Origin of the sequence: Paraburkholderia sp. BL18I3N2, assembly GCF_003001875.1 — a bacterium.
GTDB lineage: Bacteria > Pseudomonadota > Gammaproteobacteria > Burkholderiales > Burkholderiaceae > Paraburkholderia > Paraburkholderia phytofirmans.
Map to the genome: position 1 here is coordinate 658,093 of NZ_PVNC01000001.1, position 18,559 is coordinate 676,651.

General features: G+C 61.3%; 15 protein-coding genes and 1 pseudogene. 11 read left to right on the forward strand and 5 right to left on the reverse strand.

The window, feature by feature from the left end:
• Nucleotides 1-2 precede the first annotated feature (2 nt).
• Nucleotides 3-404 carry an AraC family transcriptional regulator gene (locus B0G75_RS41135; protein WP_308705701.1) on the reverse strand — a complete coding sequence of 134 codons (402 nt, stop codon included), beginning with the start codon at nucleotides 402-404 and terminating at the stop codon, nucleotides 3-5.
• Between the two features lie 403 nt (nucleotides 405-807).
• Here B0G75_RS41135 and B0G75_RS03040 point away from each other — a divergent pair, with 403 nt between their 5' ends.
• From B0G75_RS03040 to B0G75_RS03050, 3 genes are all read left to right on the forward strand, one after another.
• The gene (locus B0G75_RS03040) at nucleotides 808-1,119 is read left to right on the forward strand and encodes a hypothetical protein (RefSeq protein WP_258194208.1); all 312 of its coding nucleotides are present in this window, start codon (nucleotides 808-810) and stop codon (nucleotides 1,117-1,119) included.
• Nucleotides 1,120-1,166: 47 nt separating this feature from the next.
• On the forward strand, nucleotides 1,167-2,141 hold the full coding sequence (locus B0G75_RS03045) for an NAD(P)H-binding protein (protein WP_258194238.1): 975 nt from the start codon (nucleotides 1,167-1,169) through the stop codon (nucleotides 2,139-2,141).
• Nucleotides 2,142-2,249: 108 nt separating this feature from the next.
• Nucleotides 2,250-3,602 (forward strand): epoxide hydrolase family protein, encoded by a 1,353-nt coding sequence (locus B0G75_RS03050; RefSeq protein ID WP_106300499.1) that lies wholly within the window; start codon nucleotides 2,250-2,252, stop codon nucleotides 3,600-3,602.
• A gap of 88 nt (nucleotides 3,603-3,690) precedes the next feature.
• Here B0G75_RS03050 and B0G75_RS03055 read toward each other — a convergent pair.
• Both B0G75_RS03055 and B0G75_RS03060 read right to left on the reverse strand, forming a co-directional pair.
• Nucleotides 3,691-4,138 (reverse strand): annotated as a pseudogene (locus tag B0G75_RS03055) (LysR family transcriptional regulator).
• A 29-nt stretch (nucleotides 4,139-4,167) separates the two neighbouring features.
• A complete protein-coding gene (locus tag B0G75_RS03060) occupies nucleotides 4,168-4,350 on the reverse strand; it encodes a hypothetical protein (protein ID WP_106300501.1) in 183 nt (60 codons plus the stop codon).
• Between the two features lie 306 nt (nucleotides 4,351-4,656).
• Between B0G75_RS03060 and B0G75_RS03065 the strand changes: the two genes are divergently transcribed.
• Nucleotides 4,657-5,721, forward strand: a complete 1,065-nt coding sequence (locus B0G75_RS03065) for an AI-2E family transporter (protein ID WP_106300503.1) — start codon at nucleotides 4,657-4,659, stop codon at nucleotides 5,719-5,721.
• Here B0G75_RS03065 and B0G75_RS03070 read toward each other — a convergent pair whose 3' ends face one another.
• Nucleotides 5,722-6,495 carry a TetR/AcrR family transcriptional regulator gene (locus tag B0G75_RS03070; protein WP_106300505.1) on the reverse strand — a complete coding sequence of 258 codons (774 nt, stop codon included), beginning with the start codon at nucleotides 6,493-6,495 and terminating at the stop codon, nucleotides 5,722-5,724. It abuts the gene before it with no gap.
• 381 nt (nucleotides 6,496-6,876) lie between these two features.
• Here B0G75_RS03070 and B0G75_RS03075 point away from each other — a divergent pair, with 381 nt between their 5' ends.
• Genes B0G75_RS03075 through B0G75_RS03100 form a run of 6 tightly spaced genes read left to right on the forward strand, consistent with a single transcriptional unit; the run spans nucleotide 6,877 to nucleotide 16,338 of the window.
• Nucleotides 6,877-7,992: an efflux RND transporter periplasmic adaptor subunit gene (locus B0G75_RS03075; protein ID WP_258194239.1), complete on the forward strand. Its 1,116-nt coding sequence runs from the start codon at nucleotides 6,877-6,879 to the stop codon at nucleotides 7,990-7,992.
• On the forward strand, nucleotides 7,989-11,159 hold the full coding sequence (locus B0G75_RS03080; RefSeq protein WP_106300509.1) for an efflux RND transporter permease subunit: 3,171 nt from the start codon (nucleotides 7,989-7,991) through the stop codon (nucleotides 11,157-11,159). The genes B0G75_RS03075 and B0G75_RS03080 overlap by 4 nt, the downstream gene beginning before the upstream one ends.
• Nucleotides 11,160-11,161: 2 nt before the next feature.
• The gene (locus B0G75_RS03085; RefSeq protein ID WP_106300511.1) at nucleotides 11,162-12,625 is read left to right on the forward strand and encodes an efflux transporter outer membrane subunit; all 1,464 of its coding nucleotides are present in this window, start codon (nucleotides 11,162-11,164) and stop codon (nucleotides 12,623-12,625) included.
• Between the two features lie 11 nt (nucleotides 12,626-12,636).
• Nucleotides 12,637-14,016 (forward strand): paraquat-inducible protein A, encoded by a 1,380-nt coding sequence (locus B0G75_RS03090; RefSeq protein WP_106300513.1) that lies wholly within the window; start codon nucleotides 12,637-12,639, stop codon nucleotides 14,014-14,016.
• A 25-nt stretch (nucleotides 14,017-14,041) separates the two neighbouring features.
• Nucleotides 14,042-15,637: an intermembrane transport protein PqiB gene (locus B0G75_RS03095; RefSeq protein WP_106300515.1), complete on the forward strand. Its 1,596-nt coding sequence runs from the start codon at nucleotides 14,042-14,044 to the stop codon at nucleotides 15,635-15,637.
• Nucleotides 15,634-16,338 (forward strand): membrane integrity-associated transporter subunit PqiC, encoded by a 705-nt coding sequence (locus B0G75_RS03100; RefSeq protein WP_181309144.1) that lies wholly within the window; start codon nucleotides 15,634-15,636, stop codon nucleotides 16,336-16,338. The genes B0G75_RS03095 and B0G75_RS03100 overlap by 4 nt, the downstream gene beginning before the upstream one ends.
• 20 nt (nucleotides 16,339-16,358) lie before the next feature.
• Here the strand turns inward: B0G75_RS03100 and B0G75_RS03105 are convergent, their stop codons facing one another.
• Nucleotides 16,359-17,129, reverse strand: coding sequence for a TetR/AcrR family transcriptional regulator (locus tag B0G75_RS03105; protein WP_106300519.1), 771 nt, complete (start codon nucleotides 17,127-17,129; stop codon nucleotides 16,359-16,361).
• A 349-nt stretch (nucleotides 17,130-17,478) separates the two neighbouring features.
• Here B0G75_RS03105 and B0G75_RS03110 point away from each other — a divergent pair, with 349 nt between their 5' ends.
• Entirely contained in the window at nucleotides 17,479-18,549 is a 1,071-nt protein-coding gene (locus B0G75_RS03110; RefSeq protein ID WP_106301822.1) for a VOC family protein, read from the forward strand.
• The last annotated feature ends 10 nt before the right edge of the window (nucleotides 18,550-18,559 follow it).

Genomic DNA, 18,559 nt, shown 5'->3' on the forward strand with positions numbered 1-18,559 from the left:
AGTCAGCCCCGGTCGTTTGCTGGGGTCGTGCGGATACTGGGGCAAGCAAGTCCTACGCCAGATCGGCGGCAATCGCGCGCTGACGGAGCATCTTCGCGGGGTGGTTGCGCCGTAGCGCGGTGGTCGAGCAAACCGCTCAGCCGTGACCGCTCCGGCGGTGCGAGATTACCCATATTCATCCCGGTGCACATAAATGATTTGATCTGAATCAATGCTGGTGAAATGCACCGCCGCATCGGCGAAATGTCGGGTGTGCGATTAGGTCGGGCACTCGGCGACAACCCGGTCTTGCGCTTGAACAATTGCCGAAATGTGCTGATATCGCCATAACCGACACGTTGGCTCACCGCCTCGAGCCCAATCGGCCGCGTTTCCGGCGAGCGTTTCGCGACTTCGATGCGCAGATTTTGCGGCTACGTGAGTGGCGCTAGCCCGACGGCTTCCTTAAAACGGCGATTAAGCGTGCGTTCGCTGACAGCAAGCGATGCTGCCAGATCGCTAAACCGGAAGCCCTGCTGACGCGTCGCCTCCATCCGTGCAGCCTCCCGATAGCAACGGATACGTCGTGTTCACCGCCGCGGTTTCGTTTTGTAACGCAACGTATTTAGCCGCTGCTCTGACACATCTACTGACAAAAGCCACCTATCCTGGACACATGCGGCATACGTCGACGCGTTCAAATACGCTCATTGAGCAGTGAGTCCGATCGGTAAGGCGGTTGTCCCATTGCTCGCGCTTGAATCGTACAGATCATTCGCAGTCTGAAATTTGACCTTCAATATATAGCGTATGCAACATGAGCCGAACATGTCGTTAGACGTTCAACACAAAGCGGGCAGTACCGTGAGTCGCGAGATCGCGCGGAATTGTCTGCTGACGCGCACACGGCAGATTTCCAGGGTCTTGACCGCGATCTACGACGAAGCGGTACGTCCGTTCGGAATCAACGCGTCTCAATTCAATCTGCTTGTACTCATCGTTGAATTTGGACAACTCAGCCGATCAGACCTTGGGCGCCGCAATTGTCACGACCGCACGACGCTGACAAGAAATTTACGGCCCCTCATTTCGATGATCCAATTCCTGCAAGGCGATCATCAGCGAGCGTGGAAAAGCTGACCTGAATAACTTCACCGACGGGACGTGGTCGGTCCTTAAGCGTGCATATGCGTAAACCGTCTAGTATTTACGAAGAGGAAAAAGGTATGAACATTAAGACTGCAAAGGATCGCCCGATTCTGGTTACCGGAGCCGCCGGCGCGATCGGTGGCATCGGGCACAAAGTCACGGAAATGCTCCTCGCCAAGGGGCACAAAGTACGCGCTCTGGTTCGCCGGGAAGATGAGCGCGCTGAAGATCTACGTCGGCTCGGCGCCGAGGTCATGCTGGGCGATTTGACCGATCTCGCCTCGATGCATCGTGCAATCGAGGGCTGTGCGCGCGTTTATTTTGGCATGTCGATCTCGGCGAACTATCTGGAAGCCGCAGTCAACGTCGCCGCCGTGGCGCGCCATCATGGGATCGAAGCCCTTGTGAACATGTCGCAGATGACGGTGACGGAAATGAGCATCACGCAGAGCACCAACAGCCCTCAGCACAAATTGCACTGGCTCGCCGAGCAGGTATTGGCATGGTCCGGGTTGCCGGTTGTTACGATGCGGCCCACAGTTTTTCTCGAAGGTTTCTTTCTGCGCCTTGCCGATGCAGGTGTGCGCGATCGCGACGAGTTGGTGTTGCCGTTAGGCGCTAGCCGCACCTCGCCGATCTCGGCCGTCGACGTGGCGCGTGCCGTATCCGTCGTTCTCGACGACCCGGCGCCGCAAATCGGCCGTATCTACAACCTGACCGGATCCGAGTCGGCTGATCTTGAGCACTACGCTCGTGCCTTTTCCGACGCACTGGGCCGGACGATCCGTTACCGCGACGTGCCGCTATCTGCGTGGACCAACACGCTGCGGGAAGCGGGCGTACCGGCGCATCTCGTCGATCACCTCGGCGTGATGGCCGAACTCCACACGCAGGGCAGATACGACCGCATGACCGACGATCTATTCGAGCTCACCGGCAGGGCCCCGATTGGCATGCGCGAATTCGTGCAACTCCACGCTGCCGAGTTCACACGCGGCAAGGACACCGCTTAACGCCTCCTCGTTACTGCGGACACAGTTCTATCGCGATCGCAATCGATAGCGTGTGAGACCACGCTGCGACTCATCGAGAACATCGCTTTTTCGACAATCGGAAAACTTATGTCAGACAACATGCTTCCCCAATCTCCCTCTCGCCGTCGCTTTGTTAGTGTGGCAGCGGCCGCTGTTGCCGCCGGCTCATTGAGTCAGCTTGCCTTTGCGGACACGAAACTGGCCATCACTGACGTTACCCAACCGACGGGTGGCGACAAAACGGCCATACGTCCGCTTCGCATCCATGTGCCCGAGTCGCAACTGATCGATTTGCGGCGACGCATTAAGGCGACGAGATGGCCGGATCGGGAAACGGTCACCGATGATTCGCAAGGCGTGCCGCTCGCGCTGATTCAGGAACTCGCGCATCACTGGTCGACCGATTACGACTGGCGCAAGGTGGAAGCGAAGTTAAATGCGCTGCCAAACTTTGTGACCGAGATCGACGGCGTCGATATCCATTTCATCCACGTGCGTTCGAAACATGAAAACGCGATGCCGCTCGTGGTCACGCACGGCTGGCCCGGTTCGGTCATAGAGCAACTGAAGGTCATCGACCCGCTGACCAACCCGACGGCCTACGGTGCGAGCGCATCGGACGCTTTCCATCTGGTTATTCCCTCGTTGCCGGGCTACGGATTCTCAGGCAAACCCAGGGAAATCGGCTGGGGTCCGGAGCGCACGGCTCGTGCCTGGGTAGTGCTGATGAAACGCCTGGGATATGCGAAATTCGCGGCGCAAGGTGGCGACCTGGGTGGCATTCTGGCAAATGTGATGGCTAAACAGGCGCCGCCTGAATTGATCGGCATTCACGTCAACTTCCCCGCGACCGTTCCACCCGAGATCGCAAAGGCGCTACAAGTCAACGATCCGGCGCCAGCCGGCCTCTCGGCCGAAGAAAAACTCGCCTATGACCAACTGAGCGCGCTGTCGAAGCGGCGTGCCTACGCATTGGAGCAGGGTACGCGCCCTCAAACGCTCTACGGCCTGTCCGACTCGCCCGTGGCACTGGCAAGCTGGCTTCTCGATCACCCGGACGGCTATGGCCAGCCGGCGTCGGCACTCACTTCGGCCGTATACGGGCGAACGATCAACGGACACTCATCGGGCGAGCTGACCCGGAACGACGTCCTCGACGACATCACCCTTTACTGGCTGACAAACACGGGAATTTCCGCAGCGCGTTTCTATTGGGAATCGCATTTCAACTTTTACGCGGCCGCCGATGTCTCCGTGCCAGCCGCTATCAGTGCCTTTCCCGGTGAGAACTATCAGGCTCCACGTAGCTGGACGGAGCGGGCGTATCACAATCTCATCTATTACAACCGGCCTGAAAAGGGTGGGCACTTCGCGGCGTGGGAGCAGCCGCTTCTCTTTGCGCAAGAGGTTCGCGCGGGATTGAGACCGCTGCGCGCTTAGCGGGCGCGAGCTTGCGCCGGATGAGTTGGAGAGGCTGGGTTTTTCTCTCGCCATCTATCCGGCTTCAGGCTTTCTGACGCGCTTTACTTCACGCCTCTTCGAGGAATTCCGCGGCGTGGTCGATAAACGCTCTCACTTTCGCGGGTAGAAGCGTTCGCCCGCTGTAAGCGAGGCGGACTTCGGCCGCCGTATCCGCGATTTCAAACTCTTCCAGCAGACGGACTAGCCTCCCTGCCTTTATGTCCTGCTCAATAAAGCTTGCAGGCAGTACACCAATACCCAATCCGTCAAGTAGAACATCGCGATTGAAAACTGGATTGGATGCGGCAACACCCGTCATAAAAGCGCTCGGCAACCTCTGTTAGCGAAAACTGGCGGGTGGAGCGATGGAACAGGCGCGAGCTTAGTCGGCCCTCCAAAGAAGCGATCGCGCGCGAGACCGCCGACGGCGATAAGCCCAGAATTTCCCCCGCGCGCCGAAAGTTTTTGACCTCGACGATCGTGCGAAACAGACGCAAGCTTTCGATGTATTCCATTGGAACGTCCTGTCTGAATCCGTAACGGCTCAGTGCGTCTGCTGGCTGCTGTTTCCAACCAGGCGTTCGAGTTCGAGCAGGGCGTCGCCGAGCGCGTCGATAGCGCCATTGGCTGTTGCGGCTGTCGCGGCGCTGCGCAATGCATGCTGCACGATATCGTGAACGGCATGGGGTTTCGGTTGCACGCCTTGGGGTCTGGATTGTTGCGCCATAGGAAATCCTGCAAAAAATTTAACCGGCGTCCCACGAACGGTTTGGCTGCTGCCGGCGGTCGGTGTCAAGCATTTGTGGTATTAAACTCATAACTGATATAAATGTCAACTTAAGCGTGTCACGGATCCGGAACTTGCCAGCCGGGAGAAGCCGACCCGCGAGATTCGGCGTAAGCCATTTTTATGTCATAGTTGACCGACAAACCAAATATGATAATAATGTCATTAGTGGCGTGAGCCTGCCCCCCGTTCCCAGGCGATATCCCAATGCGGACGCCCCCGATTTATTTACCCTACGTTGCACTTATGACTTTGCACCATCGCCACGCCTTGCTATGGGGCGCGGTGGCCTTGACGGCTGGCGTCCTGCTTTGGATCTTGCGCCCGGTCCTTACGCCGTTCCTGCTTGGCGGGCTCATCGCATATGTCCTTCAACCGGGAGTGGAGTGGCTGGTGCGCCACCGCACGCCGCGCGGTCTCGCCGCGCTCGTAATGATGCTTCTGTTCGGGGTGATGGCCGCGTTGCTCGTTCTGCTCGTGTTTGCCGTCATCCATCAGGAGGGGCCTGAACTGATTGTGCGGATTCCTGCTCTGGCAGCGGCACTCAACGCATGGTTACAACCCAAACTGGCCTTGCTGGGCCTAAGCTATTCATTCGATTTCAGCCATGTCCGCGAGATGTTGACGACGGACCTGAAGGTGAGCGAACAGGCCATTGCAGTGGCTGCGTGGCAGTCACTGCGCACGAGCGGCAACATGATGGTTACTGTCGTGGGCAACATCGTGTTGGTGCCGCTCGTCCTGTTCTATCTGCTTTATGACAGGCATGAGGCATTTGCTCGCCTTGAAAGCTTCGTGCCGCGACCGTGGCTGGGCAAAACGCGAGGGTTCCTGACAGACATAGACCAGATGCTGTCGCAATACCTGCGCGGCCAACTGCTCGTAATGGGGGCGCTCGCTACATTTTATCCAGTCGCCTTGACGATCGCGGGCTTCGAGATCGCGCTGCCCGTCGGTCTCTTTACCGGGCTCGCCGTGTTCATTCCGTACATCGGATTCGCGACCGGACTGGCGCTCGCGCTTCTCGCTGCACTGCTGCAATTCGGCAATTGGTATGGCTTTGGCGCGGTGGTGGTCGTGTACGGCATCGGCCAGATTCTCGAAAGTTTCATTCTCACGCCGCGCCTCGTCGGCGAGCGGATCGGCCTGCACCCGCTCGCGGTGATTTTCGCCTTGCTCGCATTCGACCAGCTTTTCGGTTTCTTTGGTGTCCTGCTCGCGCTTCCAGCGAGCGCAATTCTGGCTGCGGGCCTGCGCGCACTCCGCGGTCGCTATCTGGCGAGCGCGTTTTACGGGGATGGCATGCATTGATCAGCAGGCGCGCGATTTTGCTCCGCAAACCCTGGTTTCCGGCCTGCTCGTGGGTAACGGCAGGTGCGCGATTCTTTCTGCCTCTGCGCGCTTGAGTCCAAGCACCTGCAGCACGACCGCTGTCACCCGTTCCGCAAAATCCTGTTCGCCGACTCCTGACGCTTTTTGCCGCCGGACCGTCGGCGCAACGGATACGGCAAAGTGCAACTCGGCGGCGATCGCCGCGAAGATGATGCCCGTGACCGACACCACGCACATCAGCTGATCAGGCACGACAAAGCGCTTCGCGGAAATGCCTCTTTGGCTATCGCGCAGCAATCGTTGACCGAGCCCCCAGCCGAGCGCATGCACCGAAAATCCCTCACGGATCAGAAGCCGTCCCCATACAGGTTCACGGCGTGCGCGCATCAGCGTGTGGCGCACTGAGACGGCGACTATTTCGGCCGGGTCGGAAAGCTCGCGGGCGAGCTGATCGAGCGTATCGGCGAATTCCTCGAACACCCACTCGACCAGCGCCGCGAAGATGCCTTCCTTCGACCCGAAGTGGTTGTAGAACGAGCCGAAGCCGACGTCGGCGGCCTCGGTGATGTCATTGATGGCTACCGAATCAATTCCTCTTTCCGCCATCAGCCTCAGTGCGGCGTCGAGCAGACGGGCGCGGGTTTCGCGCTTGCGACGGGCGCCGCGCGGTTGGCGCGCTTCAACCGCATGGGCCGGGCCGCGCAACGTCTGCGCGCGTTGCCGGTTTGTACGGGCGTTCGGGATATCAGGCATCTCGGCTCCAGGTTCTTGGTATCGTCATATTTTAGATTTACGCGTCATTATTGACAAGTTAATCAACTATGGGTCTAATGTCACCTTAGCCAGAGAATCGGCGTTTGCGTAGACGAAATGTGAAGCGACGGTATCCACCCGCGTGCAATGAAGAAGTATGAACAGTTGCAAGCGGTTCGTATCAGAAGGGGCAAGTAGGAATGCTAAGTTAAAGGCGCACGGGATTGTCCTTGGCGCATCGAGCAAGCGCATGCCGCCGGACGCACCGCGTCTTCCTATGCCTCGCCTATTTTTTATTGCTAGACCATCACCTGCCTTGTAAACATCGTGAAACTATCCGGTCTTAACGCGCGGACATTGGCGCGTCCCTTCCTTTCTTCCATCGCCCGCCCACCATTCACAGGGCGTCTGCTCGTTGCGGCTTGTGGGGCGATTCTGCTCTCGGCCTGCCACCGCGGTGAAGTCGCGCCGCCGCAGCCCAAACCGGTTGTCGCGCTCGCCGTTCATGCCGACGCAGGCACGCCGACTGCCTCATTGCCGGCTCAAGTGGAGGCGCGCTACTCCACACCGCTGTCGTTTCGCGTCGGCGGCAAGGTTATCGAGCGAAAGGTTCATCTGGGCGACACCGTCAAGGCGGGGCAAGTCGTAGCGCTGCTCGACCCTACCGATCTGCGCAACAACCTCGTCAATGCACGTGCGCAACTGGACGCCGCCGAACATCGTCTCGTGTATGCAAAGCAGCAGCTCGATCGCGATCAGGCTCAGATCCAGGCACACCTGATTGCACCGGCGCAGATGGAACAGACCGAAGACGCGTACGCTACCGCGCTTGCGCAGCGCGATTCGGCGCTCGCGCTAATGGCGCTCGCCACCGATCACCTGCGCTACGCCACGTTGACCGCAGACCACGACGGAGTCATCAAATCGGAGGACGCAGACACCGGCCAGAACATTCAGGCGGATCAGGCGGTTTATCACATCGACTGGACGGGCAGCGTGGACATCGTCTGCGACGCACCCGAACAGGCGCTTGGCGCGTTGAGCGTCGGCAGCACGGCGCGCGTGAGCCTGTCCGCGCTGCCGGGCAAAAGCTTCGAGGCGAGCGTGCGCGAAGTGTCGCCCGCTGCCGATCCGCAAAGCCGAACGTGGCGCGTGAAACTCACGCTAGCCGCGCCGAGCGCGGAAGTGCGCGTCGGCATGACGGCCAATGTGGCGTTCGATGCCGCCAGCGACGTGGCCCAGGCGGCGCCGTTCGCTCTGCCTGTGACGGCGCTATTCCACAAGGGCGAAATCCCTGCGGTATGGGTGGTGCGCGCCGGCGGAGACACCCTCGAACTGCGCACGGTCAGCATCGTGCGCTACGGCGAGCGGACCGTTTCTGTCGTGGGCGGACTCCACGACGGCGACCGTGTCGTGATGCAAGGCGTTCACGCTGTGAGCGCAAACCAGCACGTGCAGGTCGTGGCTCCGCTCCATCCGGAGGACTTTTCGTCATGAACGCCCGCGACCGTGAAGCCGCGCACGACAGCGCGCCCGCCATCCCGCCAAACGCCGAGGCATCTGGCGAAGGCGGTTTCAATCTGTCCGCGTGGGCGTTGCGCCATCAGCAGCTCGTGATATTTCTGATCGGGCTTGCGACGCTGTTCGGCGTGATCGGCTATACGAAGCTTGCTCAATCGGAAGATCCGCCGTTCACGTTCCGCACCATGGTGGTCAAAACCTACTGGCCGGGCGCGACCGCCCGCGAGGTACAGGAACAGATCACGGACCGGATCGGCCGTCAGTTGCAGGCCGCGCCGTATGTCGACAACATTAAGAGCTACTCGCGGCCCGGCGAGTCGATGATTTTCTTCGCCATGAAGGATTCGGCGCCGGTCAAGGAAGTCCCCGAGACCTGGTACCAGGTGCGCAAGAAAGTGGGCGATATCGCCGCGACATTGCCGAAGGGAACGGTTGGACCGTTCTTCAACGACGAGTTTGGCGACGTCTACACGAACATTTATGCGCTCGAAGGCGATGGCTATACACCCGCGCAACTGCATGACTACGCGGATCAGTTGCGCACGGTGCTGCTGCGTGTGCCCGGTGTCGCCAAGGTCGACTACTTCGGCGATCCTGACCAGCACATCTTCGTCGAAATATCGAATGCGCAACTGACCCGGCTCTCCATCACGCCGCAGCAGCTCGCGCAGGCCATCGACGCACAGAACACGGTGACGCCGGTCGGCACCATCACCACGGCGGACGACCGGGTGTTCGTGCGCCCGAGCGGCGCGTTCAAGGACGTGCAGGCGCTTGCGGACACGCTCCTCACCGTGAACAAACGCACGTTCCGGCTCGGCGACATCGCAAAGATCACGCGTGGCTACGACGATCCGCCGGTCACCGAGATGCGTGTCGGCGGGCAGGCGGTGCTCGGCATTGGCGTGACGATGCAAAAGGGCGGCGACGTGGTCAGCCTCGGCAAGGCGCTTGACGCGAAAACCGCCGAACTGCAAGCCGCCATGCCGGCGGGACTCAAGCTGGCTCCCGTCTCGAGCATGCCTCACGCGGTCAAGCATTCAGTGGACGAGTTCGTCAGGTCGGTCGCTGAAGCGGTAGCAATCGTGCTGGTCGTGAGCCTCGTTTCGCTCGGCCTGCGCACCGGCATGGTCGTCGTGATTTCGATTCCGATCGTGCTCGCCGTGACGGCGCTGTGCATGCATGTGTTCAATATCGGGCTGGACCAGGTATCGCTTGGCACACTCGTGCTCGCGCTGGGGCTGCTCGTCGACGACGCGATCATTGCCGTCGAAACGATGGCCGTGAAGCTGGAGCAGGGCTGGAGCCGGACGCGCGCCGCGGCCTTCGCGTATTCGAGCACGGCCTTTCCGATGCTGACGGGCACCCTCGTCACGGTTTCCGGTTTTCTGCCGATTGCGCTCGCGAAATCGAGCACGGGGGAATACACGCGCTCAATCTTCGAAGTGTCGGCCATTGCGCTGATCGTGTCGTGGTTCGCGGCCGTCGTGCTGGTTCCGTTGCTGGGTTTTCACATGCTGCCTGAGCGCAAGGGCCAGGCCGGCGGCCACCATCACGAGCACGACGTTTACAACACGGGCTTCTATCAGCGCCTTTCGGGTTGGGTATCGTGGTGTATCGAGCGTCGTTGGGCCGTGCTTGGCGTCACCGCGGTGCTTTTCGCGATCGCGATGGCAGCGTTCACGCGCGTGCCGCAACAGTTTTTTCCGAATTCGGAACGGCCCGAACTCCTCGTCGACCTGCGGTTGCCGGAAGGCGCTTCGTCCGAGGCGACACTGCGTGAAACGAAGCGTCTCGAAACGGCGCTCGACGGCAAGCGCGAGATCGACCACTTCGTCGACTTCGTGGGCACCGGCGCGCCGCGCTTTTATTTGCCGCTCGATCAGCAACTCCAGCAGCCCAACTTCGCGCAATTCGTGGTCACCGCAAAAAGTGTCGAAGATCGCGACGAATTGATGCGCTGGCTCGATGCGAAACTCGAGAAGGATTTCTCCGGCGTGCGTGCGCGTGTGGCGCGGCTCGAGAACGGTCCGCCGGTGGGTTTCCCGATCAAGTTCCGGGTGAGCGGCAGCGATATCGCGACCGTGCGCTCCATAGCTCAAGAGGTAGCTGACAAGGTCCGTGCCGATTCGCGCACGCGTAACGTCCAGTTCGATTGGGACGAGCCGGCAGAACGGTCGATTTCGTTCGAAGTCGATCAGAACCGGGCGCGCCAGCTTGGTGTCACCTCGGAGGATGTATCGAACTTCCTGGCCATGACGCTCTCGGGCTACACGGTCACGCAGTTCCGTGAGCGAGACAAGCTGATCAACGTCGATCTGCGTGCGCCGAAGGGCGAGCGCGTCGATCCCTCGAAGCTCACCAGCCTCGCGGTGCCGACTCCGAACGGTCCGGTCCCGCTGGGTTCCCTCGGACGCATCAAGGACACGCTTGAATACGGCGTGATCTGGCAGCGCGACCGGCAGCCGACGATCACGGTACAGGCCGACATTCGGGGCGACGCGCAGGGTATCGACGTGACCCGCGATATCGAGCACGCGCTGGCGCAGCAAAAAGCCACGCTGCCGGTTGGTTATCGCATTGAGGTAGGCGGAGCGGTCGAAGAAAGTGCGAAAGGCCAGACCTCGATCAACGCCGAGATGCCGCTGATGATCATCGCCGTGCTGACGTTGCTCATGATCCAGCTGAAGAGCTTCCTGCGGACGTTTATCGTCGTGCTGACGGCGCCGCTCGGGCTGATCGGCGTCGTGGCTGCGCTGCTGCTGTTCGGCAAGCCCTTTGGTTTCGTCGCGTTGCTCGGCGTGATTGCCATGTTCGGCATCATCATGCGCAACTCCGTGATTCTGGTCGATCAGATCGACCAGGACATCGCGGCGGGGCACGGGCGCTTCGACGCGATTATCGGTGCAACCGTGAGGCGTTTCAGGCCGATCATGCTGACGGCCGCCGCCGCCGTGCTCGCCCTGATTCCGCTCCTGCGTTCAGCGTTCTTCGGGCCCATGGCGACTGCGCTGATGGGTGGTATCACGATCGCCACGGGACTGACCATTTTCTTCCTCCCGGCACTGTATGCGGCGTGCTTCAGGATCCGGCGAGATGAGCGCGGGATGCAACCGGTTGTCGTCGAGCATACGGAGATCTGATCATGAAGCCTGTCTATAAGACGTCCGTTCTCGCCGTGGCTACGGCGCTCGCGCTGACGGCCTGCTCGTTCGGTCCCAGCGGCGAGCCGCCGGCGATGCCTTCGCCCATCCATTACGGCGCGCAGGCGCAGCCGTCGAAGACGGTGGTGGCAAATGGCGTCGCCCAGCAGTTCGATATCGGTTCGACGGCGGTGCCGCAATGGTGGCGGCTGTACCGGTCCGACGCGCTCGAAGCGCTGGTCGAGGAAGGTCTGCGCAACAGTCCGACGCTTGCAGCGACGCAGCGCACGCTTTCGGCCGCGCAAGAGGAATTGCGCGCGCAGGTCGGTTCGTCCACGCTGCCTTCGATCGACGCCGCCGCCCAGGTGGAACGGGCGCGTTCACCGGTCGTGCCCGGCATTGGTCCGACCGAGGTCCGATACAACTTTTTCGCCGGGCAGATTCAGGCGCACTACACCTTCGACCTTTTCGGCGCGACGCGCTACGCCAACGCGGCGGCTGCCGCCCGCGTGAACGTGCAGGGCTATGAACTCGAAGCGGCCCGGCGTGCGCTCGCCGCGAACATCGTCGGCACGGCTATCAATGTGGCGGCGCTCGATCGTCAGATCGCGCTCACCGAACGGCTCGTTGCCGTGGCGAACGAAACGGCGGATGAGGACCAGCAACGCTACACGCTCGGATCGCTTTCCCACGTGCAGGCGCTGAATTCCAAAGACGACGCGGAGTCGATTGCGGCTAGTCTGCCGCCCTTGCGGCAGCAGCGCGCCACAGCCGTCCACGCGCTGGCGGTGCTGATGGGGCGTACGCCGGACGACGCACCGGTGGTCCCCGACTTCGACAGCCTGTCTTTGCCCGATCACGTGCCGGTCGCCGTGCCATCGGATCTTTTGCGTTCGCGCCCTGACATTATGGCGGCCGACGCCGCGGTGAAAGCGGCCGCGGCCGACGTCGGCGCCGCGACCGCGCAACTCTTTCCGAGCCTGTCACTGACGGCCTCGATGGGCCGCGGTGGCTTTAGCTGGCCGATGCTGCTCTCGGGCGCAGGCGGACTGTGGGCGATCGGGGCGGGCCTGTCGCAACCGATCTTCCATGGTGGGGCGTTGTTCGCGCAACGCAGGGCCTCGATCGATAACTACGATGCCGCGGTTCTGCACTACAAGTCGACAGTTCTGTCGGCATTCCAGGATGTCGCGGATTCGCTTGCCGCGCTGGATAACGACGCGCAGTCGCTGGCGTCTACCGAACGAGCGGCGCAGGCGGCCCGTGCGGCCTTCGACGAAACTGCGTCGCGCGCCCGTCTCGGTTCGTTGCCGTCCACGGCGCAGCATGCCAGTGAGCAGCGATTTCTCACCGCGCAGCTGGGCGCCGTGCGCGCCGGAAGCCAGCGCATGACCGATACCGCTGCACTGTTCCAGGCGATGGGGGAATTGCCGTCCGCCCAGCAGCACGTGACGTCAAAAGAGTGACGTGTCCCAGCATGGAACATCGGAACCTGATTGCCTGCCACGAGTGTGATCTGCTTTTCCGCAAACCGCCGCGCCACAGTGGGCTAGTTGCACAGTGCCGGCGGTGCGGTGCGGGTTTCAAAGGATTGCATCGCAGCGGTCTGTCGCTCGAGGCGATCTGTGCTTTGACCGTCGCTGGGTTGATTACTTTCGTTATTGCGCAGGCGTTCCCGGTATTACGGCTGGAGACAAACGGGATCGGCTCGCAGACCACGCTGTTTGGTGCAGTGCAATCGCTGTGGGACGAACACATGCGTGTTGTCGCATGCATGGTGTTCTGTTCGTCGATGCTGTTTCCCCTGACGGAGTTGCTCGCCGTTCTTTACCTGCTGGTTCCGGTTCTGATGGGCAAACGGCCATCTGGCTTCAATCGGGTCGTTCGCCTGATTCAATTCGTTCGACCGTGGGGAATGATCGAGGTATTCATGCTCGGGGTGCTCATCACGATCGTGAAAATGGTGAGCATCGCGCAGGTGATTCCTGGGCCGGGCCTGTTTGCATTCGGCGCATTGACCGTGATGTTGGCTATCGTCGCCGCATTCGACCCTGCCGTGCTGTGGGAGGTTTGCGACGAAATGAAGGGGTGCCGGCCCAATGACGTTCCCCAGCGAAGCGTCAGTGACGGCCGCTTTGAGCCGGGTGACGCCTCCGGCTCGCCGGAAACAGGAGCCACGGGTTGGCTCACGGCAAGACATGCAGGACTGCTGGCGTGTCATACCTGCGGCCTGGTTCAGACGGCAATCGCGCATCAGCCGCATCAGCACTGTTCGCGATGTGACTCGCTGCTGCACGGGCGCCGCGCGGACAGTGTGACGCGTTCGCTGAGTCTGCTTGTCGCCGCAGCGATCGTCTATATTCCGGCGAATCTTTTGCCGATCATGCATGCCTCGTCGCTCGGCCGCTCGGAGGACGACACGATTCTCGGTGGCGTCGGCTACTTCTGGAGCTCGGGAGACTGGCCGCTCGCGGTGGTTATCTTCGTGGCGAGCGTTATGGTGCCGCTGCTCAAACTCACGGTTCTCGCACTGCTGACCTTGACTGCTCGCCGGGGTTCGGACTGGCGCCCGCTCGAACGCGCGAGGCTGTTTCGTATCGTCGAGCGCGTTGGCCGGTGGTCGATGCTCGATGTCTTCGTTGTTGCACTCACGGTTGCCCTGGTGCACTTCGGCTCCTTTGCCCTCGTTACCGCGGGTCCGGGCGCGCTCGCTTTCGGGGCGGTCGTGATCCTCACCATGCTGGCATCGCATCAGTTCGACCCGCGGCTCACCTGGGACAAGGTCCCTTGCGCACAGCCGCGTTCGGGGGATGTCGAATCCGCACGAGTTCGTAGCTCCGTCGCATCCATAAACTGAAAATCAGCAACACTATCCTCTAGCGATGCATCTTCCTGATCTCCCCCTTCCTGACATCAAACCGCGAAAACGCTGGCTCCCCTCATTGATCTGGTTAGTTCCCCTGATCTCGGCGTTGATCGGCATTGCGCTAGTGGCCCAATCCATTTCCGAAAAAGGGCCGACAGTCACGGTTTCGTTCAATAACGCGGACGGCATGGAGGCAGGCAAAACGAAGGTCAAGTACAAGGATGTCGACATCGGCTCCGTGCAGGCCATTACGCTAACAAAGAATCTTCAGCACGTGATGGTGAAAATTCAACTCACCAGGGAGGCAGAAAAATTCGCGACGCAAGGCACGCGTTTCTGGGTGGTTCGGCCGCGCGTGGGGGCCAACGGCATTTCGGGCCTCGGTACTTTGCTTTCCGGCGCGTACATCGGTGTGGACATCGGGCAAAAGTCAGAAAGCCGGACGGAGTTTGTCGGACTCGAGAATCCTCCCATCGTCACTAGCGGCCAACCGGGGCATCAATACGCGTTGCGCGGGGATTCGCTGGGGTCGGTCGATATCGGTGCGCCTGTCTTTTACCGTCGTGTGCAGGTGGGCCAGGTGGTCGGCTTTTCACTCGACCCGCACGGCTCGGGCGTGATCGTGAACGTGTTTGTCAATGCGCCGTTCGACCAGTATGTCGGGACGAACACCCGGTGGTGGCATGCGAGCGGTGTCGATCTTCGGCTCGACTCTAGCGGGCTCAAGATCAACACGCAGTCGCTGGCGACAGTGGTTGTGGGAGGTCTCGCGTTTCAGTCTCCGCCAGGTCAGGACGCCGGACAACAGGCCGTTGACAAGGCGGTGTTTCGACTCGCGGCCGACGAGTCGGACGCGATGCGCGAGCCGGACGGACAACCCCTCAACGTGGTGATGCGATTCAACCAGTCGCTGCGCGGACTGTCCGTTGGCGCGCCGGTGGACCTGCGCGGAATCGCGTTGGGTCAGGTGACGGAAATAGGTATTGAATACAGCGAAATGGACAAGAGTTTCAGCATGAAGGTCTCGATGGCGCTTTATCCCGACCGGCTCAGCCGGCGCAGCAGCGAGGCGCTACCGGCCCCCAACACGCCAGGCGGGCACGAGTTGCTTCAGCACCTCGTGATGGAAGGGTTGCGTGGCCAGTTGCGGACCGGCAACCTCCTGACCGGTCAGTTGTACGTCGCGCTGGACATGTTCCCGAAAGCACCGCGCGCGACCGTGGATGTGCATCAGAATCCGATCGAACTGCCGACTGTGCCGAACACGCTCGACGAACTGCAGGTGCAGATCGCGGACATTGCCAGGAAACTGAATCAGGTGCCGTTCGACAAGATTGGCGCCAACCTGAACGGCGCGCTGGAAAACGCCAACAAGCTGTTCGGTCATCTGGATACGGAGGTCGTTCCACAGGCTCGGGATACGTTGGCGGCAGCGCAGCGGACCTTCGGCACCGCTGAGGCGACGCTTCAGCAGGCGGCGCCGTTGCAATCGGATGTACAGGATGCGATGCAGGAATTGACCCGTACGCTGCAGTCTCTCAATGCGCTCGCGGATTATCTGGAACGCCATCCCCAGGCACTTCTGTTCGGCAAGAAGGGGGACCGGCCGTGACCTTGCTTCAGTCTTTCTGGGTGCGCGCTTGCGCTCGGCTGGCCGCGGGCGTCAGTCTCGCCGTTCTGGCGGCGTGTGGTTCACCGCCGAGCCGGTTCTATACGCTTGCCTCCGGCGGCGGTTCGGCCACGGCGGATCGCACCGCAAGCCCCGCCGTTCTGATCGATATGCGGCCCGTTACCGTGCCTTCCGCGCTGGCAAGGAGCCAGCTCGTCGTTCACGTGAACGCCACTCAGGTCAAGGTGCTGGAGGACGATCGCTGGGCATCGCCGCTGCCGGATGAAATCCGCACTGCATTGCTGGCAACGGCGACACGGCAGTCGGGCGCGCTTGACGTGCACGGACTGGCGCGCACGGACGGGGTGCCGCTGTACCGCGTTTCGGTGCAAGTGCAACGCTTTGAGACGTGGCCCGGGTCGCACGTGCTGATTGACGCCGTATGGAGCATACAGCCGTCAAATGCTCAGGAGACGATGACCTGCCACAGCATAGCGAGCCAGCCGGTCTCGGCTGGCTACGATGCAATCGCGGATGGTCACCGGCAGGCCTTGCAACGAATCGCCACGGAGATTGGGCGGGGCATCCGCGAGTTTGCCCGGCGGTCGCAACCGCATGGGAGCCCGCAAGCGGTGAGCCGCCCGCCATCCTGCCCGGTAGTGGCCTACGATGAAGCGAGGGCCGGGGCCACCCGAAGCCCCTGACGGTCCGTTTCGCGTCCGCCTTATTCCGCCTCGACTTCTGCCGCGATGAGCGGCAATGCTCGCGTTGAAATCTTCTCGGCCTCCGCGCGCTTGAGCCCGAGTGTTTGCAAAAGCGTTGCTGCCGTGCGCTCGGCAAAGTGCTCTCCGCTGAAGCCGAGTTCATCGAGCAGCGCTGCCGCCGGCGCGCCGGGCGCGACGAAATTCAGTTCGGCTGCGATTGCCGCAAGCACGCTGCCGCCCACCGAAAGAAAGCCGATGAAGGGGTCAGCGACCACGAAACGCTTCGCGGCGATGCCATTGCCGAGGTCCCGCAATAGCCGTTGGCCCAACCCGCGGCTCAGGATGTGCGCCGAAAAACCTTCGCGTATCAGGAAGCGTCCCCACACGGGATCGCGCCGCGCCCGCATCAGAGTGTGGCGCACGGACACGGAGATCACTTCCGCCGGGTCGGACAGGCCGCCGGTGAGGCGATCGAGCATGTCGCCGAACTCCTCGAACACGTTGTCGACGAGCGTCGCGTAGATGGCTTCTTTCGACTCGAAGTGGTTATAGAACGAACCGAAGCCAACGTCGGCGGCCTCGGTGATTTCGTTGATCGCCACGCCCTCCATGCCCTTTTCCGCCATGAGCCTGAGCGCTGCGTCGAGGAGGCGGGCGCGCGTCTCGCGCTTGCGGCGCGCTCCGCGCGGCTCACGCTCCACGGGAACGGGGGCCGGGGAATCGGACGCCGCGGAAACGGGGGCCGCACGGCCGGCGCGCATAGGCGCAGGCCGGTTTAAAGAGTTCGCCATAGAGAGTTCCAGTCTTTGCTCATGTCCCAGTATAGATTGGAATGTCTCTATTGACAAAACTATCAGAGATGACTTTAATGTCACAACGGCGTGTGCTGACGCCCAATAAGCAAATAGACAGATGGAGAGACAGTGGAGACAGGCGCAATCAACACCACCGGGCCTTCCGGCCCGCACAACCCGGTTCGGCCGTCGACGCATGAGCTCGACCGTGCTAGGCCTGTTCGGCAGCGTGAATTCGTCCGGCAGCCGGAATGGCGATCCGACGCTCGTCACGTCGAATGTCATCGGCGCGCGCCGGCTATCGAAGCCGGATACGTCATTCAAACCGTTTGATTTCCGTCCTGCCATGAAACTGACTACCGTACAGCCGGCCCGTCACCCCAATCCCACGACGAAAGCATCGGCGTTGACCTACCTGATCTTCGATCGACCGGATCTTGTGAAAGCCGAAAAATTTCTTAATGATTTCGGTCTCCGAACTGCGTCACGCACTGAAGAGCTTGTCCTGTTGCGAGGAACGGGTGCTTCGCATTTTTGCTACGTGATCCAGAAGGCACCGAAATCCCGGTTCGTTGGGCTCGGACTGCAGGTCGACAACAGGGCCGACCTTGATGCACTTGCAAGGTTGCCTGGCGCATCTGCGGTCGAACGGTCGCTGTTGCCGGGTGGCGGCTATACCGTACGGCTCACTGATCCTTCCGGTTTCCGCGTCGATGCGATATGGGATCAGGCGCCGGCTTCGGCGCTGTGCCATCGGCCACCGTTGCCGTTCAATTCCGTGGACGCGACTGTGCGCGTTAATGGAACGCAGCGGCCGCCCGAATGTGCGCCGGAGATCATCCGGCTTGGACATGTGGTGCTCGAACTCGTCGACTATCAGCAAACTTGCGCATGGTATACGCAGCACTTCGGCTTCATTCCAAGCGACGTGCAGGTACTTCCGGATGGTTCGCCCGTCGTCGCGTTCATGCGGCTCGATCTGGGCGACAGGCCGGCCGATCACCATACGCTCGCGCTCGCACAAGGTTTCGTGCCGACCTACAGCCATAGCGCGTACGAAGTCGTCGACGCCGACGCGGTCGGCATGGGGCAGCGCGTGTTGCGCGACAGAGGCTGGACGCACGCGTGGGGGATCGGCCGGCATATCCTGGGCAGCCAGATTTTCGACTACTGGCAGGACCCGTGGGGCGACAAGCACGAACACTATTGCGACGGCGATCTTTTCACAGCCGACGCGCCAGCCGGCGTGCATGCGGTGAGTCGTGAAGCGATGGCGCAATGGGGGCCGGCAATGCCACGCAGCTTCACCAAACCGAAATTCACGCCCGCGAGCGTCGTGGCGCTCGTGAAGAATCTACGCCGCAGCCCCGACTTGACGTTCGCCAAGCTGCGCAGGCTGGCAAAGATTTTCGCCTGAACTTATCCCT